This window comes from Streptomyces olivoverticillatus (genome assembly GCF_014203555.1).
In the GTDB taxonomy this organism is placed as follows: Bacteria; Actinomycetota; Actinomycetes; order Streptomycetales; family Streptomycetaceae; genus Streptomyces; species Streptomyces olivoverticillatus.
This window is the reverse complement of sequence record NZ_JACHJH010000005.1, coordinates 291,703-309,580: the sequence shown is the minus strand read 5'-3', so window position 1 is coordinate 309,580 and position 17,878 is coordinate 291,703. Positions and strand designations below refer to the sequence as shown.

Below are 17,878 nucleotides of genomic sequence, written 5' to 3'. Positions count from 1 at the left end.
CGGCCTGCCTGTAGGGGAACAGGCAGGCCGGGGCCTTTAGGGCGCAGGGACCGTCAGGCCGCCGCGGCCTCCTCGTGCACCGGCTCGCCGGCCGCGTCCGCGACCGCCCCGGCAGCCGCCTCGGCCTTGCGCGGCAGCACGAACATCAGCACCAGCACCACACCCAGCACCGCCGCGACCCACCACATGCCGTGCCGGAACGCCTTGCCGAACGCCTCGCCCGCGTGGCCGCGGGCCATCGCGCCCTGGTCCAGCTGGTTGAAGAAGACCACCGACACCAGGCCGAGCCCGACCGCATTGCCCAGCTGCTGCGTGGTGTTGATCAGGCCGGACGCGGAGCCGGAGTGCTCGCGCGGCACCTCGGCGAGGACGGTCTCGGTGAGCGGGGCGACGATCAGGCCCATGCCCAGGCCCATGACGACCAGCGGCAGCGCCATCTGCCAGGGGTGGATGTCCGTGCCGTAGTGCCCGGACTCCCAGATGTAGAGCATCACGCCGGCCGCCATCGACACCGCGCCCGCCTGCAGCACCTTGCGTCCGAAGCGGGGCACCAGCTTCTGCACGGACACCCCGGCCGCCGCCGACACCGCGATCGAGAAGGGGATGCCGGTCAGGCCGGCCCGCAGCGGGCTCCAGCCCAGCCCGATCTGCATGTACAGGGTCCAGATCAGGAAGAAGATGCCGCAGGCGATGCCGAAGGCGATCTCCACGCCGATGCCGGCGGCGAAGCTCTTGACCTTGAACAGCGACAGTTCGACCAGCGGCGAGCCGTCCTTGCGGGTCTTGTGGCGCTCGTAGGCCACGAAGGCGCCGAAGACCAGGACGCTGCCGAGCATGCAGAGGTAGCCCCACAGCGGCCAGCCCAGCTCGCGGCCCTGGGTCAGCGGGTAGAGCAGCATCAGCAGGCCGCCCGTCGCCAGCACCACGCCCACCAGGTCCAGCTTGAGCGCCTGCGGGGCCTTGGACTCGCCGATGTAGCGGCGGCCCATGATCAGCCCGGCGATGCCCACCGGCAGGTTGACCAGGAAGATCGGCCGCCACTCCAGACCGAAGAGGTTCCACTGGGTCAGCAGCGCCCCGAGGATGGGGCCGGAGACCGCGCCCAGGCCCACGACCGCGCCGAACATGCCGAAGACCTTGCCGCGCTCGTGGGCGGGGAAGGTGGCGTGCACGATCGCCAGCACCTGCGGCACCATGAGCGCCGCCATGCCGCCCTGCAGGACGCGCGCGGCGACCAGCAGATGCGGGTCGCCGGCGATGCCGCAGAGCATCGAGGCGAGGGTGAAGCCGGACATGCCGAGGAGGAATATCCGCCTGCGCCCGTATATGTCGCCGAGGCGGCCACCCGTGATCAGTCCGGCGGCGAAGGCGAGCGCATATCCTTCGGTGATCCACTGCAGGACGCTGAACGAGGCGCCGATGTCCTTCTGGATGCTGGGCATCGCGATGTTGACGATGGTGACGTCGACGAGGTCCATGAAGGACGCGGTCATCACGACGGCCAGCGCCAGCCAGCGGCGACGGTCCGAGGCGTCGGGTGAGGCGCCGGGGGGCGGGGCGGTGGTCACAGGGGGCCTTCCTCTTTGGGTGTTCTGCGGTGGTCTCGGAGAAACGTAAACCCCATATAGGCCAGGACGTGTCCTAGATCGGCGCCAGACTGAGTGGCATGACCGACACTCCGGCACGGCTGCTGAATCTGCTGTCCCTCCTCCAGACGCCCCGCGAATGGCCCGGCAGCGAGCTCGCGACGCGACTCGGAGTCAGCCCGCGCACCATCCGGCGGGACATCGAGCGGCTCCGCGACCTCGGCTACCCCGTACAGGCAACGATGGGAGCGGACGGCGGGTACCGGCTGGCGGCCGGAGCGGCCATGCCGCCGCTGGTCCTCGACGACGAGGAGGCGGTGGCCATCGCCGTGGGGCTGCGGGCGGGCGCGGGCCACGCCGTCGAGGGCATCGAAGAGGCGTCCGTACGGGCCCTGGCCAAGCTGGAGCAGGTGCTCCCCTCAAGGCTGCGGCACCGGGTGGGCGCCCTGCAGGCCGCGACCGTGCCGCTCGTCGGCGGCGACGGCGCGAGCGTCGACCCGCACACGCTGACGGTGATGGCCTCGGCGGCCACCGGCCAGGAGCGGCTGCGCTTCGCCTACCGCAAGGGGGACGGCGAGGAGACAAAGCGGCTGGTCGAACCGCACCGTCTGGTCAGCACGGGCCGCCGCTGGTACCTGGTGGCGTACGACATCGACCGCGACGACTGGCGGACGTTCCGGGTGGACCGGGTCAGCGAGCCCTTCGCGACCGGCGCGCGCTTCACACCGCGCGAGCTCCCGGCGGCCGACGCGGCGGAGTACCTGAGCCGCTCCATGGCCGGGCTCCAGCCGACGTACCGGGTGGTGGCGGCGTTCGAGGCGCCCGCGGAGTTCGTGGCGGCGCGGCTGCCGCGGTGGCTGGGGATGCCGGTGGCCACGGGCGACACCAGCTGCCGGCTCGACGTGACGACGGCCGACTCCCTGGAGTGGGTGGCGTTCCGGCTGGCGCTGGTGGACTGCGAGTTCGCGGTGCACGAACCGCCCGCGCTGATCGAGCACTTGCGGGAGCTGGGGGCGCGCATCAGCCGCGCCGCAGGCTGACCCGCGGCCGCGGTCCGGGGGCGCGGGCCCCCGGACGGTGCGGTTACGCCGCCGCGTCGAACCCGGTGTCGTGGGCCATCTTCTTCAGCTCCAGCAGCGCGTGCTTCTCGATCTGCCGGATGCGCTCGCGCGTCAGCCCGTGCTGCTTGCCGACCTCGGTCAGCGTGCGCTCGCGCCCGTCCTCGATGCCGTAGCGGGCCTTGATGATCGAGGCGGTGCGGTGGTCGAGACGGCCGATCAGGCTCTCCAGCTCCTCGCTGCGCAGCAGCGCGATCACCGACTGCTCCGGCGAGACCGCGGAGGTGTCCTCCAGCAGGTCGCCGAACTGGGTCTCGCCCTCGTCGTCCACGGACATGTTCAGGCTGACCGGGTCGCGCGCCCAGTCCAGCACGTCACCGACGCGCTCGGGCGTGGTGCCCAGCTCGGCGGCTATCTCGGCGTGCTCGGGCTCGCGGCCGTTCTCCCGGTTGAACTCGCGCTGCACCCGGCGGATGCGGCCGAGCTCCTCGACCAGGTGGACGGGGAGCCGGATCGTACGGGACTGGTCGGCGATCGACCGGGTGATGGCCTGGCGGATCCACCACGTCGCGTACGTGGAGAACTTGAAGCCCTTGGTGTAGTCGAACTTCTCCACCGCCCGCACCAGGCCGGCGTTGCCCTCCTGGACGAGATCCAGGAGCGGCAGGCCGCTGCGCGGATAGCGGCGGGCCACGGCGACGACCAGGCGCAGGTTGGACTTGATGAAGACGTCCTTGGCGTGGGCACCCTCTTCCGCTATCGCTTCGAGCTCCTCGCGGGAGGCGTCGGCGGCCTTGCCCGCCTTGTCCGTCTCCTCCTGGCCGTCGAGGATCTGCTGGGCGTAGACGCCCGCCTCGATGGTCTGCGACAGCTCGACCTCCTTGGCGGCGTCGAGCAGGGGCGTACGCGCTATTTCGTCGAGGTACATGCCGACCAGGTCGCGATCGGCGATCTCCCCGCCTGCGGCGCGAACACTGCTTGCCTCGTCGGAGCCCCGGGCGGCGGTCTGACGACGGGCGACGGCACGGGTTGCCATGCGTACTCCCTTGCGATGAGTGGGTCGCGGGACGGACTCGGGACGCCCTGGCGGGTGCCCCGTCCGAAGAAAAGAACGACTGGAATCCGGACAGAATTCCCTCGGGCGTCTTCTTTTTTCTGATCATGCAGTACCCTGTCCGCCCACAAGGGGGGTTCCATGCCGCCACAGCCGATGGACGTGCAGGTCAGACCGGGCACCACAGGGGATATCGAGGCCCTTACGGAGCTCTACAACCACTACGTGCGCGAGACGCCCATCACCTTCGACGTCACCCCGTACACCACGGAGGAACGCCGCCGGTGGCTGGAGTCCTACTCCCAAGACGGCCCACACCGGCTGCTGGTTGCCCAAGACGTCCCGGAAGGTCGGATTCTCGGTTACGCGACCAGCAGCCCCTTCCGCCCCAAGGCCGCGTACGGCACATCAGTCGAGGTCAGCGTCTACTGCGCGCCGGACGCGACGGGCCGCGGCATCGGCACGCTGCTCTACGAGGCGCTCTTCGCGGCGCTGGAGAGCGAGGACGTCCACCGCGCGTACGCCGGGATCACCCAGCCGAACCCGGCCTCCGACCGGCTGCACCGCGCCTTCGGCTTCACGGTCGTCGGCACCTTCCGTGAGGTGGGCCGGAAGTTCGGGCGGTACTGGGACGTGACGCACTACGAGCGGCCGGTGGGTGCGTCCGTGATCGAGTTGCCCGGGCCCTGAGGCGGGTGTGCCCTGGTGTGGCGGGGGTGAGTGAGAGGAGCCCGCCATGCCGACCCACTCGATCATGCCCGGCCGCCACCACTACGCCCACGAGGGCCCGGGGCCCGTGGCACGGGGCGAACACCTCACGGACGTCCGCCACGCACCTCGCGCCGCCGTGGCCGTACCCGTCGTCGGCGGCTTGGCCCTCGGTCTCTACACGGTCTTCCTGGCGCACGACAACGGCTACTCCGAGCTCCAGGGATGGCTGGTGGGGCTGATCGCCGCGATCGCCTCCGGGGGCCTCGGCTACGTACTGATCCGCCGGCGCAACTCGATGATGGCGGAGGTGCGGGCAGCCGCGTTCGGCGCGCTGTTCGGGGCGAGCATGGGGTTCCTGTACAGCCTGACCGGCGGGACCGTACTGCGGGCGTCGAGCATCGGCCTGCTGTTCGGGCTGGGGCTGGGCGTGACCGCGTACTACCTCTTCTACTGGCGCGAACACTGAGGCCGGGGCCGCACCCTGGGCCTGACTAGCCGAACTGCACCGAGCGCTTCGCCAGCCCCATCCAGAACCCGTCGATGACGCTCCGCGGGCCGGCCGTCTCGCCCTCGGAGGCGCCCAGGGTGACGAAGAGGGGCGCGAAGTGCTCGGTGCGCGGGTGGGCGAGCGCGGCCGCCGGGGCCTTGCCCTCGAAGCCGAGCAGCGCGTCGACGTCGCCGGCCCGGAGCGCCTCCTCCCCCCACGCGTCGAACTCCGCAGACCAGCCGGGCACGCCCGCATGCCGCAGGGCGGCCAGGTTGTGGGTGAAGAAGCCGCTCCCCACGATCAGCACGCCCTCGTCGCGCAGCGGCGCGAGCCTGCGGCCGAGCTCCAGCAGCCGTTGCGGGTCGAGCGTGGGCATCGACATCTGCAGGACGGGCACGTCGGCGCCGGGGTACATCTCGACCAGCGGCACGTAGGCCCCGTGGTCCAGCCCCCGATCCGGCATGCCGTGCACGGGCGTGCCGGGGCGGCGCAGCATCTTGCGCACCTGCGCGGCCAGCTCGGGCGCGCCCGGCGCCGCGTACTGCACCGCGTAATAGCGCTCCGGGAAGCCCCAGAAGTCGTGGACAAGCGGCACGGTCGCGGTGGCGCCGAGCGTCAGGGGCGCCTCCTCCCAGTGGGCGGAGACGATCAGAACGGCGCGCGGCCGGGGCAGCGCGGCGGACCAGGCGGCGAGCTGGCCGGGCCAGACAGGGTCGTCCGCCAGCGGCGGCGCGCCGTGCGAGAGGTAGAGGGCGGGCATACGCCCGCCGGACGGTGCGGCGGTGGCCTGCATGGGTGCCCTCCAGCGTTTACTCGAAGCCTGCTTGCTTGAGTCCTGCTTTGCTCGAGTCCTGTTTACTTGAAGTCTCAAGCTCGGTCACTTCGAGCCTAACCGCTGCTTATTTAAGTTTCAAGCAATTCGCTGCGGGCGGGACGCCGTGCGCAGCCGGGGGAGGCGAGTGAAACAGTGGATGCCATGAAGAACCGACCCGAGGGGAGCACGGAGGCGGCGCCTCACTGGCTCACCGACGAGGAGCAGGCCACCTGGCGGGCGTACCGCCACGCCTCGACCCTCCTTGAGGACTTCCTCGACCGCCAGCTCCAGCGCGACGCGGGCATGCCGCACATCTACTACGGGCTGCTCGTCCAGCTCTCGGACGCGCCGCGCCGCCGGATGCGGATGACGGAGCTCGCCCAGCACGCCAAGATCACCCGGTCCCGGCTCTCGCACGCCATCGCGCGGCTGGAGAAGAACGGCTGGGTGCGGCGCGAGGACTGCCCGTCGGACAAGCGCGGGCAGCTGGCGGTGCTCACGGACGAGGGGTTCGAGATGCTGCGCGCGTCGGCGCCGGGGCACGTCGAGGCGGTGCGCATGGCGCTGTTCGACCGGCTGACGCCCGAACAGGCCGCCCAGTTCGGCGAGATGTGCCGCGTCATCGCGGCGGGTCTGCAGCCGGCGACGGGCGCGGACCTGCCGTGGCTGCGCTGACCGTCCGTAATGCGTAGAGGCCCCCGCCGGATCCGGCGGGGGCCTCTGGTCGTGTCTTTACATAGTTACGGCGAGACGGCTCAGTGAGCCATCACCGGAACGGCGTCGACGGACTCGCCCTCGCCGTCGCCCTGGGCGCCGCCGGCCGGCTGTCCCTGGTTGGCGTTGACGAAGACCAGCGCGACCAGCGCGGACAGCGTCAGGATGCCGGCCGCCCACCACACCGCGGTGGAGTAGCCGTGCACCATCGACTTGAAGGTGAGCAGCTTCTGCGAAGTGGCACCGGCCATGTGCGACTTGAAGTAGTCGGTGGTGGCGCTGGCGGCGATGGTGTTGAGCAGCGCGGTGCCGATGGCGCCGCCGACCTGCTGCGAGGTGTTGACCATCGCGGAGGCGACACCGGCGTCACGCGCCTGCACGCCGAAGGTGGCCAGGCTCATCGCGGGCATGAAGGCCGTACCCATGCCGAGGCCCATCAGCAGCAGGCCGGGCAGGACCACCTTGGCGTAGGAGGTGTCCAGGTCGATCTGGGTGAGCAGCGTCATGCCGACGGCGGCCAGCAGGAAGCCGGGGCCCATCAGCCAGCGCGCCGGGACGCGGTTCATCAGGCGCGCACCGATCTGGGTGGAGCCGGTGATCATCATGGCGATCATCGGCAGGAACGCCAGGCCGGTCTTGACCGGGGAGTATTGCCGGACGACCTGCAGGTAGTACGTGAGGAAGAGGAACAGGCCGAACATCGCGATGGCGGCCAGGGCCAGCGAGACGTAGACGCCGCCGCGGTTGCGGTTGGTGACCACGCGCAGCGGCAGCAGCGGGGCCTTCACCTTCTTCTCGACGACCAGGAAGACGAGCAGCAGCACGGCCGCGGCGACGAACAGGCCGATGGTGCCGCCGGCCGTCCAGCCGTCGGACTCGGCGCGCGTGAAGCCGTAGACGAGCGAGACCAGGCCGAGGGTGGCCAGGATGACGCCGGGGATGTCGAGCTTGGAGGAGTTGCGGCTGCCCTCGGGCTCGTGGATGGTGGCGATCGCGCCGAACGCGGCGACGACGGCGAAGGGGATGTTCACGAAGAACGTCCAGCGCCAGTTCAGGTACTCGGTGAACAGGCCGCCGAGGATGAGGCCGAAGCCGCCACCCGCACCGGCGATGGCGCCGAAGACGCCGAAGGCCTTGGCGCGCTCCTGCGCCTCGGTGAACAGCACGGCGAGCAGCGAGAGCGCGGCCGGGGCGAGCAGCGCGCCGAAGGCGCCCTGCAGGGCGCGGGCGCCGAGCAGCATCCCGGTGTTGACCGCGGCGCCGCCGATCGCGGAGGCGGCCGCGAAGCCGATGAGGCCGGTGACGAAGGTCCGCTTGCGGCCCCACAGGTCGGAGATCCGGCCGCCGAAGAGCAGCAGTCCGCCGAAGGCGAGCGCGTAGGCGGTGATGACCCACTGCCGGTTGCCGTCCGAGATGCCGAGGTCGGCCTGGGCGGAGGGCAGCGCGATGTTCACGATGGTCGCGTCGAGGACGACCATCAGCTGCGCGAGTGCGATGAATATGAGCGCTTTCCAGCGTTTGGGGTCCGCCTGGGCGGTGAGATCTGGCATGGGTGGGGCCTACCTAGCGGTGTGCGGAGGGTTTTGGGACTGCGGGCGGTGCGGGTGCTGCGGGCGGTGCTGGGTGCTGCTGGTGCTGCTGATACGACGTGCGGGCTACCGGTTTCGTGACAGGTCGTCGCGCGAGGTCTGGGCCTTGCGGCGCAGGTCTTCCAAGGTCGCGGCGGAGCCGGGGAGTTCGGAGCGGGCCGGGGCCATCAGCCCGTCCAGGAAGAGCTGCAGGTGCCGGTGGACGAACTGATCGAAGTCGATGCATCCGGCGTCCGGCAGGGGCCTGGTGAGCTGGGTGATGGCCACCATCAGATCGCCGACGGCGATGTCCGTGCGCAGCTGCCCGGACGCACGGGCGGCGGCCATCAGGGCCTCGCTCTCCCGCTCCAACCGGTCGCGGGCCTCGACGAGTTCCGGATGGTCCTTGTCGATGCCGTCTGCGAGCAGCGGGCAGAGCGCCCCGATGCGCTCGTCCGCCGCGGCGTGGACAAAGCGCCTCAACGCCAGGAAAGCATCGGGCTCCTCGACTCTTGCGCTCTCGGCCTGGTCCGCGATGCGGGCCATGACGGAGAGGGTGACATGGTGGATCAGCTCGCGGCGGTCCGCGAAGTGCCGGTAAAGCGTCGCATTGCCGACCCCGGCCCGTCGAGCGATTTCATCGAGCGAGGATTCGGCCCCGTGTTCGACGAGCGCCTCGCGGGCGGCCGCGACGATCCGCTCCCGGTTGCGCAGGGCGTCCGCCCGGAGGCGGGGCTGCGGGGCTGCGACCACGGTCGGCACTCCTTCGACAGGGAAATCCGGAATCGGGGAAGGACTCCCCGTTTGACAGAGACGCCCAGTTAAACGGGGAGAAGCTCCCCGGATATTTCGCCCGAAGATGTGAGGTGAATCACAAAGCGCACCTTCGGCGCGGAGGGTGAGGTTCCGCCTCCGTCTGCCGCAGTCCCGCGCGCGAACGCCGTACGGGGCTGCACACGGTGACCCCATGAAGACCCTGGCCATCACCGTGGCGGCGGCCACCGCCTTCGCACTCGCCGGGCCGGTGCCCTCCGAGGCCGGAGAGACCGTCGCCGGCACGGCGGCCGCCGGTCTGCCGGCGGCCGCGCTCCGGCAGGTCCCCGCCGCCCGCCACCCGTCCGGCCCCTGCGCGCTGCACACGCTCACCGACAACGTCTCCGAGGGCGCCCGCACCCCCGGGGGCTACGCGCCGTCCAGCGGCACGGTCCGGGCGGTCACCTTCTTCATCGACTTCCCCGACGCCCCGGCCGAGACGAGCCCGCGGCAGCGGTACGCCGAGTTCTTCCCGGCCGTCGCCGACTACTACCGCGCCAGCTCGTACGGGCGGCTGGACTACCGCTCCACCCCCGTCCTGCGCTGGATCCGCATGTCACGCCCGTACGCCGCGTACGGCATCGCGCGCGGCACGCCCTTCGACGTGACCCGGGACGACGGCTACCACGCGATCGCCAAGGAGATCCTCGCCGCCGTGGACGACACGGTCGACTTCCGCCGCTACGACCTGATCAACGTCCTGGCCACCCCGAACGCGGGCCCGCCCGCCACCCAGGACGTCCGCTCCGTCACCTTCGCCGGCGCCTCCACGGGGCTGGAGACCGACGACGGGGTGCCCTTCCGGAACGTCTCCTTCATCTGGAGCCGGCAGACGGGCGAGAGCCCCTTCCGCGTCCTCAACCACGAGAACGCCCACAGCTTCGGCCTGCCCGACCTCTACGACACCGGGCACAACCGCGCCGTTCGAACGCCGGTGGGCCACTGGGACCCGATGGACGAGGACTGGGGCCCGTCCAACGACTTCCTCGCCTGGCACAAGTGGAAGCTGGGCTGGCTGACGCCCTCCCAGGTCCGCTGCGTCACCTCCGTCGGCACCCGCACCTACGCCCTCTCCCCCACCTCCGTGCGCGGCGGCCCGAAACTGATCGTCGTCCCGCTCTCCCCGACCCGGGCCATCACCCTGGAGGCCCGCGCCCCGGGCCGCCTCGACCACACGGTCTGCCGCCCCGGCGTACTGATCACCACCGTGGCCACGGACCTCTCCCCGGGCACGGCCCCCGTCCGCGCGGCGGACGCCACCCCGGGCAGCACCGGCTGCTACACCACCGACGCCAACGTGACCCCGGCCCTCACCGACGCCACCTTCCGCACGGGCCAGCGCTTCACGACGGCGGACGTGGAGGTGACCGTAGGAGCCCGCACCCCGTCCGGCACCTGGCACATCACCCTGACCCGCCGCCCTGCCACCGGCTGACCCCCACCCGCTACACTGACGGCTGCCCCGCCTCCGTAGCTCAGGGGATAGAGCACCGCTCTCCTAAAGCGGGTGTCGGCAGTTCGAATCTGCCCGGGGGCACGCGCATCACCAGCGCCAACGGCGCGAAGGCCCAGGTCGGAGCACTCTCCGCCCTGGGCTTTCTCCGTTCAGCCCCGCTCTGCGCACGGTCTCCCCCGCCCTCGAAACGGTCTGGACTCACCTCGCCGTCTCCCAAACATCTCCCACGGGGACCCCGCTTCCTCGCAGGTCAGAGCCGTGAAGCGCGCGAGCCCCCTCCCAAGACGAGAGGGGGCTCGGCAGGTGCCGGGGCAACGAAGGTGCCGCCTTCCATGACCCGGCACATCCCATGGCAGCCTGGTCGGTAGCCGCAGGGAACACGCTTCGACTACGTGGCTGTAGACGGATCTTCACAGGCGAAGCCGTCACGATCCAGAGGCCATGAGGTAGATCACGCCGTCATTCTCCATGGTTGTTCCTTAACTCCCAATTGACGTCCCAGAAACGGCAACAGCCTCGTATACGTGCCGGATGAGAGCACGCATACGAGGCCGACGCGCAACCAGCCGATGGTGGCGGACCACTTGCCTCGGGTCAGGCGAACGCTGCCTTCTGGGGTGATCTCGGCCCGGCTGCCGTAGAGCGGTAGGCCGCCCTCGGCGTTCTGCCGGTGCCGGATGCGTTCGAGTACATCCCAGAGGCGTCGAGGGCCGCCTTGATGGACTTGGGGCTGCTCGATCCAGGATGCGGAGGCCCTGGCCCATGAACCGTCCCGATGCAGCAGCCACGTCGCGGCTTGGCAGGGCAGGGCCGTGCGGCACCAGCGGCCTGCTCCCGCACGTCAGGCGGCTGACCAGGGAAGATAGAGAACTGGGACGGGAGTATCTAGGGTCAGCACGTGGCTTTCATCATGGTGTGTGAAGACGACGCGGCGGTCCGCGACGTCCTCAAGCGCGCCCTGGAGCACGACGGCCACACCGTCTCCGTCGCCGCCACGGCCGACAGCCTGCTGCGGCAGTTCGCACCGGCGCCCCATCTGGTCGTCCTGGATCTCGGGCTCCCGGATGCCGACGGCCGTGACGTCTGCCTGGCCCTGCGGGCTCGCGGCGTCGACGCGCCGGTGTTGATGCTCACCGCCTTGGACGGCCTGCATCACAAGGTGGGCGGCTTCGAGGCCGGCGCCGACGACTACATGACCAAACCCTTCGACATCCCGGAACTGCTGGTCCGCGTCCGGGCGCTGCTGCGCCGGGCCACCGTGGCGCCCGCACCGCGCGAGGTTGTCCTCGATCCGGCGAAGCACGTGGTGACCTACGATTCGGTGAGCATGAGTCTGACCCCAACCGAGTTCCGGCTGCTGGGCCGCCTGATCGCCTCGCAGGGCGACGCGGTACGCCGCCACGCCCTCATCGCTGCCGGCTGGCCGCACGGGGCGCAGGTCAGCGACAACACCCTCGACTCCTATGTGCGCCGGCTGCGGGCCAAGCTCGGTCCGCTGGGTGTGGCCGAGCGTCTGGCGACCGTCCGCGGCGTGGGCTACCGATGGCAGTGACGGGATTCCGTAAGCGGGTCGTCGCACTCACCGTGCTGATCGCCACCGCCGTGGTGGCGATACTGGTCGTGGTCTCGCACGTACTGCTGAGCCGGGTGACGGACGCCGACGCGCACGATCTGGCGCGTACTCGTGCCGAGGCGGTCGCGGCGAACGTCACCGCCAAAGGCGGCCGTGTCGTACTGACGGAGAACGGCAGCGAGGCGCTGGACGAGGTCGCCTGGGTGTATGCCGACGGCCGCCTGATCGACGGGAACGTGCCACCGAGCGTGGTCGATCGCGTCGAGGAGCTGGCGGACTCGGGGCGATCGCAGACCGCGTCGGTCGGCGATTACCTCCTGTACGCGCGGGAGGTCCCGATCGACGGCCACCACGTCATGGTGATCGTCCGGGTGGACCTCACGCCCTACGAGACATCCGAGCAGCGCAGCCTGACCTTGTCGCTGATACTGGGCGGCCTCGCAATCCTCCTCGCCGGCGGTGTCGCACACCTCGTGGTGCGCCGCGCGCTGCGGGTCGTGCACGAGATGGCCGCCCTCGCCGACGACTGGGGCCATCACGAACCCGGGCGCCGCTTCAACCTCGGGGTCCCCCGCGACGAGTTCGGGGAACTGGGGCGGACCTTGGACCATCTCCTGGAGCGCGTCGACAACGCGCTGGCGGACGAGCGCCGGCTCACCGATGAGATCGCCCACGAGCTGCGGACACCGCTCACGGTCCTGCGGGCCGAGGCGCAGCTGGCGCAGCTGTCCGGCGAGCCGGTGCCACCGGAGGCGGTGCTCAGCGAGGTCGACCGCCTCGATGCGGCGATCACGACGCTTCTGCGCGCCGCGCGCGCACGGACGGACAAGGGGACCCGATGCGATCTGCGCTCCGCCGCGCGGCAGGCGATCGCCGGCCGCGCGGTCGAGGTCGCCTTTCCCTCGAAGATCGAGGTCGCCGTGGCGGCCGACGTCGCCGTGTCGCTGCTGTCGCCCCTCCTGGAGAACGGCCTGCGGCATGCGCGGTCGCGTGTGTGGATCACCGCGCGCAACCAGGGCGAGGCCATCGTGGTCGATGTCCTGGACGACGGCCCCGGATTCGATCCCGCGGAGGTCGACCGGGTCTTTGAAGCGGGTGTGACCGGCGGCGACGGGTACGGGCTGGGGCTCCCAGTGGTCCGGCGCATCGCCGCCTCGGCCGGTGCGGAGGTCCGCGCGATCGCGGACGGCCGCGGTCACGTCGAGGTGACACTCCCGGCCGCCCGTGCAACCACGTAGTCAGGTTACGTGCAGATTCCCCGCGTAAACCTCCCTGCATGACAACGACAACGGAAGCACGCACGCGCAGCGGGCGGCTCATGCTCAACAAGGTCCCCGAGGTCACCATCTGGTTCTGGGTGATCAAGGTCCTGTGCACGACCGTCGGTGAGAGCTTCGCCGACTGGATCAACATGAAGCTGGGCGTCGGCCTGGCGAACACGGCCTGGATCTTCACCGCGGTGTTCGTGGTGGTCCTGGCCATCCAGCTGCGGCTGAAGCGGTACGTTCCGTTCCCCTACTGGCTGACCGTGGTCGTTGTCAGCGTCACGGGCACCTTGTACACCGACATCCTGACCGACCAGCTGAACGTGCCGCTGTGGATCAGTTCCGCGGTCTTCTCGGTGCTGCTCGCGGTGGTCTTCGGTGTGTGGTGGCTGCGCGAGCGCACGCTGTCGATCCACTCGGTCACGACGCTGCCACGTGAGTCGTTCTACTGGCTCGCCGTTCTCGTCACCTTCGCGCTCGGCACCGCGACCGGCGACTGGACTCTGGAGCTGACCGGCTGGAGCCCGGGCGTCTCCGTGTTGCTGCCGCTCGGCCTCATCGCGGCGATCACGCTGTTGTGGAAGTTCGGCGCGAACCCGGTGCTGTCCTTCTGGCTCGCCTACATCCTGACCCGCCCGCTGGGCGCGAACATCGGCGACTGGCTCGCCTCCCCCAAGGTCGCCCAGAACCCGGGCGACCCGACCGGTCTCGCGCTGGGCACGTTCACCACCAGCCTGATCTTCCTCGGCCTGATCCTGGCGACGGTGGTCTACCTGACGGTGACGCGCTCGGACGTGACCGAGACCCACGAGGCGACCCACGCCGCACCGGCCACCAGCAACCCGCGCAAGGAGCGCACCGCGCTTGCCGGCTTCGGACTGCTGGCCGTCGCCACCGCGGGCCTGCTGGTCTGGGCCCACGGCCAGCCGCACGTCGGCCCGGCGCCGGAGACCGACAACACCTCCGCCGTCCAGATGGCTCCCGGCCAGGCGGTGAAGAAGTTCCCGCCCGCCAAGGTCGCTGCGCTGAAGACCCTCGCCTCCACCTCGCTCAAGGACGCACGCTCGGGGAACGCGACCGGCGCGCACGCGGCCGCCCAGTCACTGCGTGACCTGTGGGACGCCGACCAGGCCTCGCTGCAGCCGCTGGACCAGACCGGCTGGACCTCCATCGACGCCCAGATGGACGAGGTGCTCAAGACGTTCGGCATCGATCACTCGAACCCGCCGATGTCGCCTGCGCAGCAGGAGAAGGAACTGAACGCCCTCCTGACGGACATGGGCTGACAGACCGCACAGCGCCCGGCCGGCCCACCCGGCCGACGGGCTCAGTGTGCCGAGGCGGCGCAGAGAACCGCGCTTCCGAACTGGCCCACTCCATCGGCGGCCGACTCTCCCTCACCAGAAGGGCTCCGGCCACGTTCACCCCCCTCATCCCGGTCCGCGGGGCCGGCTCCGAAGGCAACGCACCGGCCTGCAGATGAATGCCTCTCTCCGACATGCTCGGCTCCGGGGTGTGGCTTGTTCGCCTGCCCTTGTGTCGAGCCGGTCCGATGCGCCCGGATCCACGACGGCCACCGCACAGACGGGGGACTGCGATACCGCCGGGCGTGACAGTCCCGCAGCCGTGTGTCCTCGCCGGAGCGGGCATTCCCGACGGGGAGGCCCGCTCCGACATTGCCGACTGATGCCGACGTGCGTGCGCGATGCGTGAGCGGACTGTCCGGCACAGGCCGCCATGAGCCGGATGAAGCACACAGCCGTGTGACGCTGACCAGGTGGGACAGCATCACGCGGCAGCGCCACGCACGACCCGGCAAGGATTCGATCCCACTCCTGAAGCGGGTGCCGGCAGTTCGAATCTGCCCGGGGGCACAGAGAAACACCTGGCGAAGGCCCTCCCGTCCGTCGGACGGGAGGGCCTTCGCGCTCGCAGCACGCTCGCAGCGCACAGCTTCTCCGCTGCTCTGCGCCTCACGCCAGGCCGAGCCAGCCGAGCACCGTCTGGACCAGCAGGATGGTGGACATGCAGGCGACGCCGACGACCACGACGGTGGCGGCGGCTCGGTAGCGCGGTCCGTTGGCGGCGGCGCCGAGGACCGAACGGCGGTTGGTCAGTACCAGCAGGTAGACCAGGACGATGGGGCTGATCAGGCCCTGGAGGACCTGGGTGCCGATGAGCAGCTGGATGACGTCGACCGGGGTCATCGCCACGGTGGCGCCCAGCACGATCTGGGCGGTGAACAGGCCCAGGAACAGCGGGGCGTCACGGAAGCTGCGGGAGACCGAGCGCTCCACGCCGGCCGCCTCTCCTATGGCGTAGCTGGCCGACAGTGGGACGACCGCTCCGGCCAGGGCGGAGGCGCCAAGCAGGCCGACGGCGAAGAGGAGTTCGGCGTTCTGGCCGGCGACCGGCTTGAGGGCCTCGGCGGCCTGAGCAGCGGAGTCGAGCGGGCCGGTGCCGCCGATGGCGGAGGCGGTGGCGATGATGATGGTCAGGCTGATGACGCAGGCGAAGACGGCGCCGAGGACGGCGTCGGCGCGGATGAGGGGGTAGTCGGCCGGCTTGGCGCCGCGGTCCACGACGCCTGCGGCCGCATAGAACTGCATGTACGGGCTGACCGTCGTACCGATCAACGCGACCGCGAGAAGGATGAAGTCCTTGTTGGGCTCCATGTGCGGGACGACCAGGTGGTGGCCGACGGCGCCCCAGTCGGGGCGGCCGAGGATCATGGCGACCGGGTAGGCGAAGAACGCCAGTGACATGATGAGGAAGATGCGTTCGGCCCAGCGGTACGAGCCGAACAGCACCAGCGCCCACAGCAGGATCGCGGCCGGCGGGATGACCGCCCACTTGGGGACGCCGAGCAGTTCGAAGGCGGCGCCGATGCCCGCGAACTCGCTCACCACCAGCCCCGTATTGGCCAGCAGCAGGCAGAAGACGGCGAGCGCGGTCAGGCGCAGGCTGAATTGCTCGCGAATCAGCGCGCCGAGGCCCTTGCCGGTGTGGGCGCCGAGGCGGACGGCCATCTCCTGCACCATCACCAGGGCGACGGTGACCAGGACCATGAAGAACAGGGTGCCGTAGGTGAACTGGGAGCCTGCCGAGGCGTAGGTGGCGATGCCGGCGGCGTCGTTGCCCGCGTTCGCGGCGACCAGGCCGGGGCCCGCGATCGCCGCGACCATGGTGATGCGCCGCCAGCCGGTACGGCGGACGGGGCGCTCCGTGGCCTCCGGCACAGTGGCGGTGTCGAGGTCGCGGGTCACTGGAGGAACCTCCGGAAGTGCAGGCGCCCGCGTTCGGGCAGCATCGCGTCGAGCAGGTCGTCGGCCAGGATCCGGCCGATCGGGCGGTCGGTGTCGTCGACCACCAGCAGGGAAGAGGCGCGGGCGGCGACGAGCTGGTCGGCGGCCTCGGCCAGCGGGGTGTCGGCGTGGACGGTGACGGGCGGGCCGAACTGGGCCGGCCAGGACACCAGGTCGGCTATCGGGGCCGTGTCCTCTGCCACTGCCAGGTCGAACAGCCCGACATCGCACAGCAGGCGGTCCTGCTCGTCCACGACGGCGACGGCATCGATCTCGGTACGGTGCTCGGCCTGCTGGGCCAGCCGGCCTCGCACCTCGGCGACGGTCTCGTCCCGGCGGGCGGTGACCAGCAGGATGGTCATGGCGCCGCCCGCCGTGCCCTCCCGGTGCGTCAGCAGCCGGCGCAGCTCCGCCGCCTCGCCGGTCGGCATGCGGGCCAGCAGCGCCTCGCGCTCCTCCCCGGTGAGGTCGCGCAGGGCGTCGGCGGCCTCGTCGGGCTCCATCTCGTCGATCAGCCGGGCGGCATGGTCCGGCTGGGCCTCGCGCAGCAGGTTCTCCAGCTCGGCCGGTTCCATCTCCTCCAGCGCATCCGCCGCATGCTCCGGCTCCAGCCAGCCCAGCAGCTGCTGGCGCTCGCTGCGGCCGAGGTCTTCGAGGATGTCGGCGAGGTCGGCCGGGCGCAGCCGGTGCAGCGCGGTCCGGGAGGCGCGCAGCCGCACCTCCGGCGGGCCTTCGGTGGCCTGCTCGGCGAACGGGGCGACGGCCTGCCAGTCCAGCACCCGCTCCGGAGTGGGCCGGGCCTGCCAGCGGCGCGGGCCGAGCCGGCGCAGCAGGGTCGGCAGGGAGACGTCGACGCCGACCAGCACCACCTTGTCGACCAGCGGTGCGAGGTACAGGTCGGCGGCGCGGGTGACCTGCACGCCGTCCACGTCGACGAGCTGGTGGTCGAGTACGTCCCTGGCAAGCAGCACCTCACCCGGGCGCCGGGCGAAGTCCCGCATGTCGATCCGCGCGGTGCGCAGCCGTACGTGCCCGGCGTGCACCCTGCCGATGGCGTCCGAGGCCAGGAACGTACGCCGCCGCCCGATGCGCAGTATCAGCCCGGTGACCGGCGGATACGACTCCTCGCCGTACAGCCGGGCGACCACGTCGACCACACGGCCGACCTCTTCGCCGGCCTGGTTGGTGACCGGGCCGCCGATCAGCCCGGCCAGCGAGACCAGGGAGGTGCGGACCGCCTTGGAGGCGGTGGCGCCGCGCTCCAGATGGACCCGGCGGTCGCGCAGACGGGCCGAAGTGGACATGAGCAGAGTGTTGACGGACAAGATGAACACCCCCTTGCCCCGGCATGACGGGGCACCGGGCGACCACGGCAGCGCGCTCTCCCCCTGCTCCGGACGCGGCGGCAGGACACACGGCGACCCGACGCGCCGGGCAGGCCCGCGACGGGGCCGGGCGGGGTCGGGTCAGTGGA

General features: G+C 70.9%; 15 protein-coding genes and 1 tRNA gene. 9 read left to right on the top strand and 7 right to left on the bottom strand.

Translation table 11 applies throughout. From position 1 onward, the window contains the following. Window positions 1–53 precede the first annotated feature (53 nt). A complete protein-coding gene (locus FHS39_RS18575) occupies window positions 54–1,568 on the bottom strand; it encodes an MFS transporter (protein ID WP_343069638.1) in 1,515 nt (504 codons plus the stop codon). 98 nt (window positions 1,569–1,666) lie between these two features. Between FHS39_RS18575 and FHS39_RS18570 the strand changes: the two genes are divergently transcribed. After that, window positions 1,667–2,626: a helix-turn-helix transcriptional regulator gene (locus tag FHS39_RS18570; protein ID WP_184350456.1), complete on the top strand. Its 960-nt coding sequence runs from the start codon at window positions 1,667–1,669 to the stop codon at window positions 2,624–2,626. Window positions 2,627–2,669: 43 nt separating this feature from the next. On the opposite strand, the gene FHS39_RS18565 is transcribed toward FHS39_RS18570, so the two are convergent. Continuing rightward, the gene (locus FHS39_RS18565) at window positions 2,670–3,680 is read right to left on the bottom strand and encodes a sigma-70 family RNA polymerase sigma factor (protein WP_184350455.1); all 1,011 of its coding nucleotides are present in this window, start codon (window positions 3,678–3,680) and stop codon (window positions 2,670–2,672) included. Window positions 3,681–3,839: 159 nt separating this feature from the next. Between FHS39_RS18565 and FHS39_RS18560 the strand changes: the two genes are divergently transcribed. Further along, window positions 3,840–4,388, top strand: coding sequence for a GNAT family N-acetyltransferase (locus FHS39_RS18560; protein WP_184350454.1), 549 nt, complete (start codon window positions 3,840–3,842; stop codon window positions 4,386–4,388). A 46-nt stretch (window positions 4,389–4,434) separates the two neighbouring features. Next, window positions 4,435–4,875 carry a hypothetical protein gene (locus tag FHS39_RS18555; RefSeq protein ID WP_184350453.1) on the top strand — a complete coding sequence of 147 codons (441 nt, stop codon included), beginning with the start codon at window positions 4,435–4,437 and terminating at the stop codon, window positions 4,873–4,875. 25 nt (window positions 4,876–4,900) lie between these two features. Here FHS39_RS18555 and FHS39_RS18550 read toward each other — a convergent pair whose 3' ends face one another. Beyond that, window positions 4,901–5,689: a dioxygenase family protein gene (locus FHS39_RS18550; protein WP_246470335.1), complete on the bottom strand. Its 789-nt coding sequence runs from the start codon at window positions 5,687–5,689 to the stop codon at window positions 4,901–4,903. Window positions 5,690–5,872: 183 nt separating this feature from the next. On the opposite strand from FHS39_RS18550, the gene FHS39_RS18545 reads away from it, so the two are divergent. Further along, on the top strand, window positions 5,873–6,385 hold the full coding sequence (locus FHS39_RS18545) for a MarR family winged helix-turn-helix transcriptional regulator (RefSeq protein ID WP_184350452.1): 513 nt from the start codon (window positions 5,873–5,875) through the stop codon (window positions 6,383–6,385). An 80-nt stretch (window positions 6,386–6,465) separates the two neighbouring features. Here FHS39_RS18545 and FHS39_RS18540 read toward each other — a convergent pair whose 3' ends face one another. Both FHS39_RS18540 and FHS39_RS18535 read right to left on the bottom strand, forming a co-directional pair. Then, window positions 6,466–7,974 (bottom strand): MFS transporter, encoded by a 1,509-nt coding sequence (locus FHS39_RS18540; RefSeq protein WP_184350451.1) that lies wholly within the window; start codon window positions 7,972–7,974, stop codon window positions 6,466–6,468. Between the two features lie 105 nt (window positions 7,975–8,079). Next, window positions 8,080–8,745, bottom strand: coding sequence for a TetR/AcrR family transcriptional regulator (locus FHS39_RS18535; RefSeq protein ID WP_343069637.1), 666 nt, complete (start codon window positions 8,743–8,745; stop codon window positions 8,080–8,082). A 214-nt stretch (window positions 8,746–8,959) separates the two neighbouring features. Between FHS39_RS18535 and FHS39_RS18530 the strand changes: the two genes are divergently transcribed. The 5 genes from FHS39_RS18530 (at window position 8,960) to FHS39_RS18510 (ending at window position 14,385) form a co-directional block, all read left to right on the top strand. Further along, window positions 8,960–10,240: a M6 family metalloprotease domain-containing protein gene (locus FHS39_RS18530; RefSeq protein ID WP_184350449.1), complete on the top strand. Its 1,281-nt coding sequence runs from the start codon at window positions 8,960–8,962 to the stop codon at window positions 10,238–10,240. A gap of 29 nt (window positions 10,241–10,269) precedes the next feature. Further along, a tRNA-Arg gene (locus tag FHS39_RS18525) sits at window positions 10,270–10,342 on the top strand. Between the two features lie 817 nt (window positions 10,343–11,159). After that, window positions 11,160–11,813 (top strand): response regulator, encoded by a 654-nt coding sequence (locus tag FHS39_RS18520; RefSeq protein WP_184350448.1) that lies wholly within the window; start codon window positions 11,160–11,162, stop codon window positions 11,811–11,813. Continuing rightward, complete coding sequence (locus FHS39_RS18515; protein WP_184350447.1) at window positions 11,804–13,072, top strand: sensor histidine kinase; 1,269 nt, start codon at window positions 11,804–11,806, stop codon at window positions 13,070–13,072. The genes FHS39_RS18520 and FHS39_RS18515 overlap by 10 nt, the downstream gene beginning before the upstream one ends. A gap of 38 nt (window positions 13,073–13,110) precedes the next feature. Beyond that, window positions 13,111–14,385: a COG4705 family protein gene (locus FHS39_RS18510; RefSeq protein WP_184350446.1), complete on the top strand. Its 1,275-nt coding sequence runs from the start codon at window positions 13,111–13,113 to the stop codon at window positions 14,383–14,385. A gap of 687 nt (window positions 14,386–15,072) precedes the next feature. On the opposite strand, the gene FHS39_RS18505 is transcribed toward FHS39_RS18510, so the two are convergent. Both FHS39_RS18505 and FHS39_RS18500 read right to left on the bottom strand, forming a co-directional pair. Then, entirely contained in the window at window positions 15,073–16,365 is a 1,293-nt protein-coding gene (locus FHS39_RS18505; RefSeq protein WP_343069636.1) for an NRAMP family divalent metal transporter, read from the bottom strand. Continuing rightward, complete coding sequence (locus FHS39_RS18500) at window positions 16,362–17,708, bottom strand: magnesium transporter MgtE N-terminal domain-containing protein (RefSeq protein WP_246470334.1); 1,347 nt, start codon at window positions 17,706–17,708, stop codon at window positions 16,362–16,364. The genes FHS39_RS18505 and FHS39_RS18500 overlap by 4 nt, the downstream gene beginning before the upstream one ends. Between the last annotated feature and the right edge of the window lie 170 nt (window positions 17,709–17,878).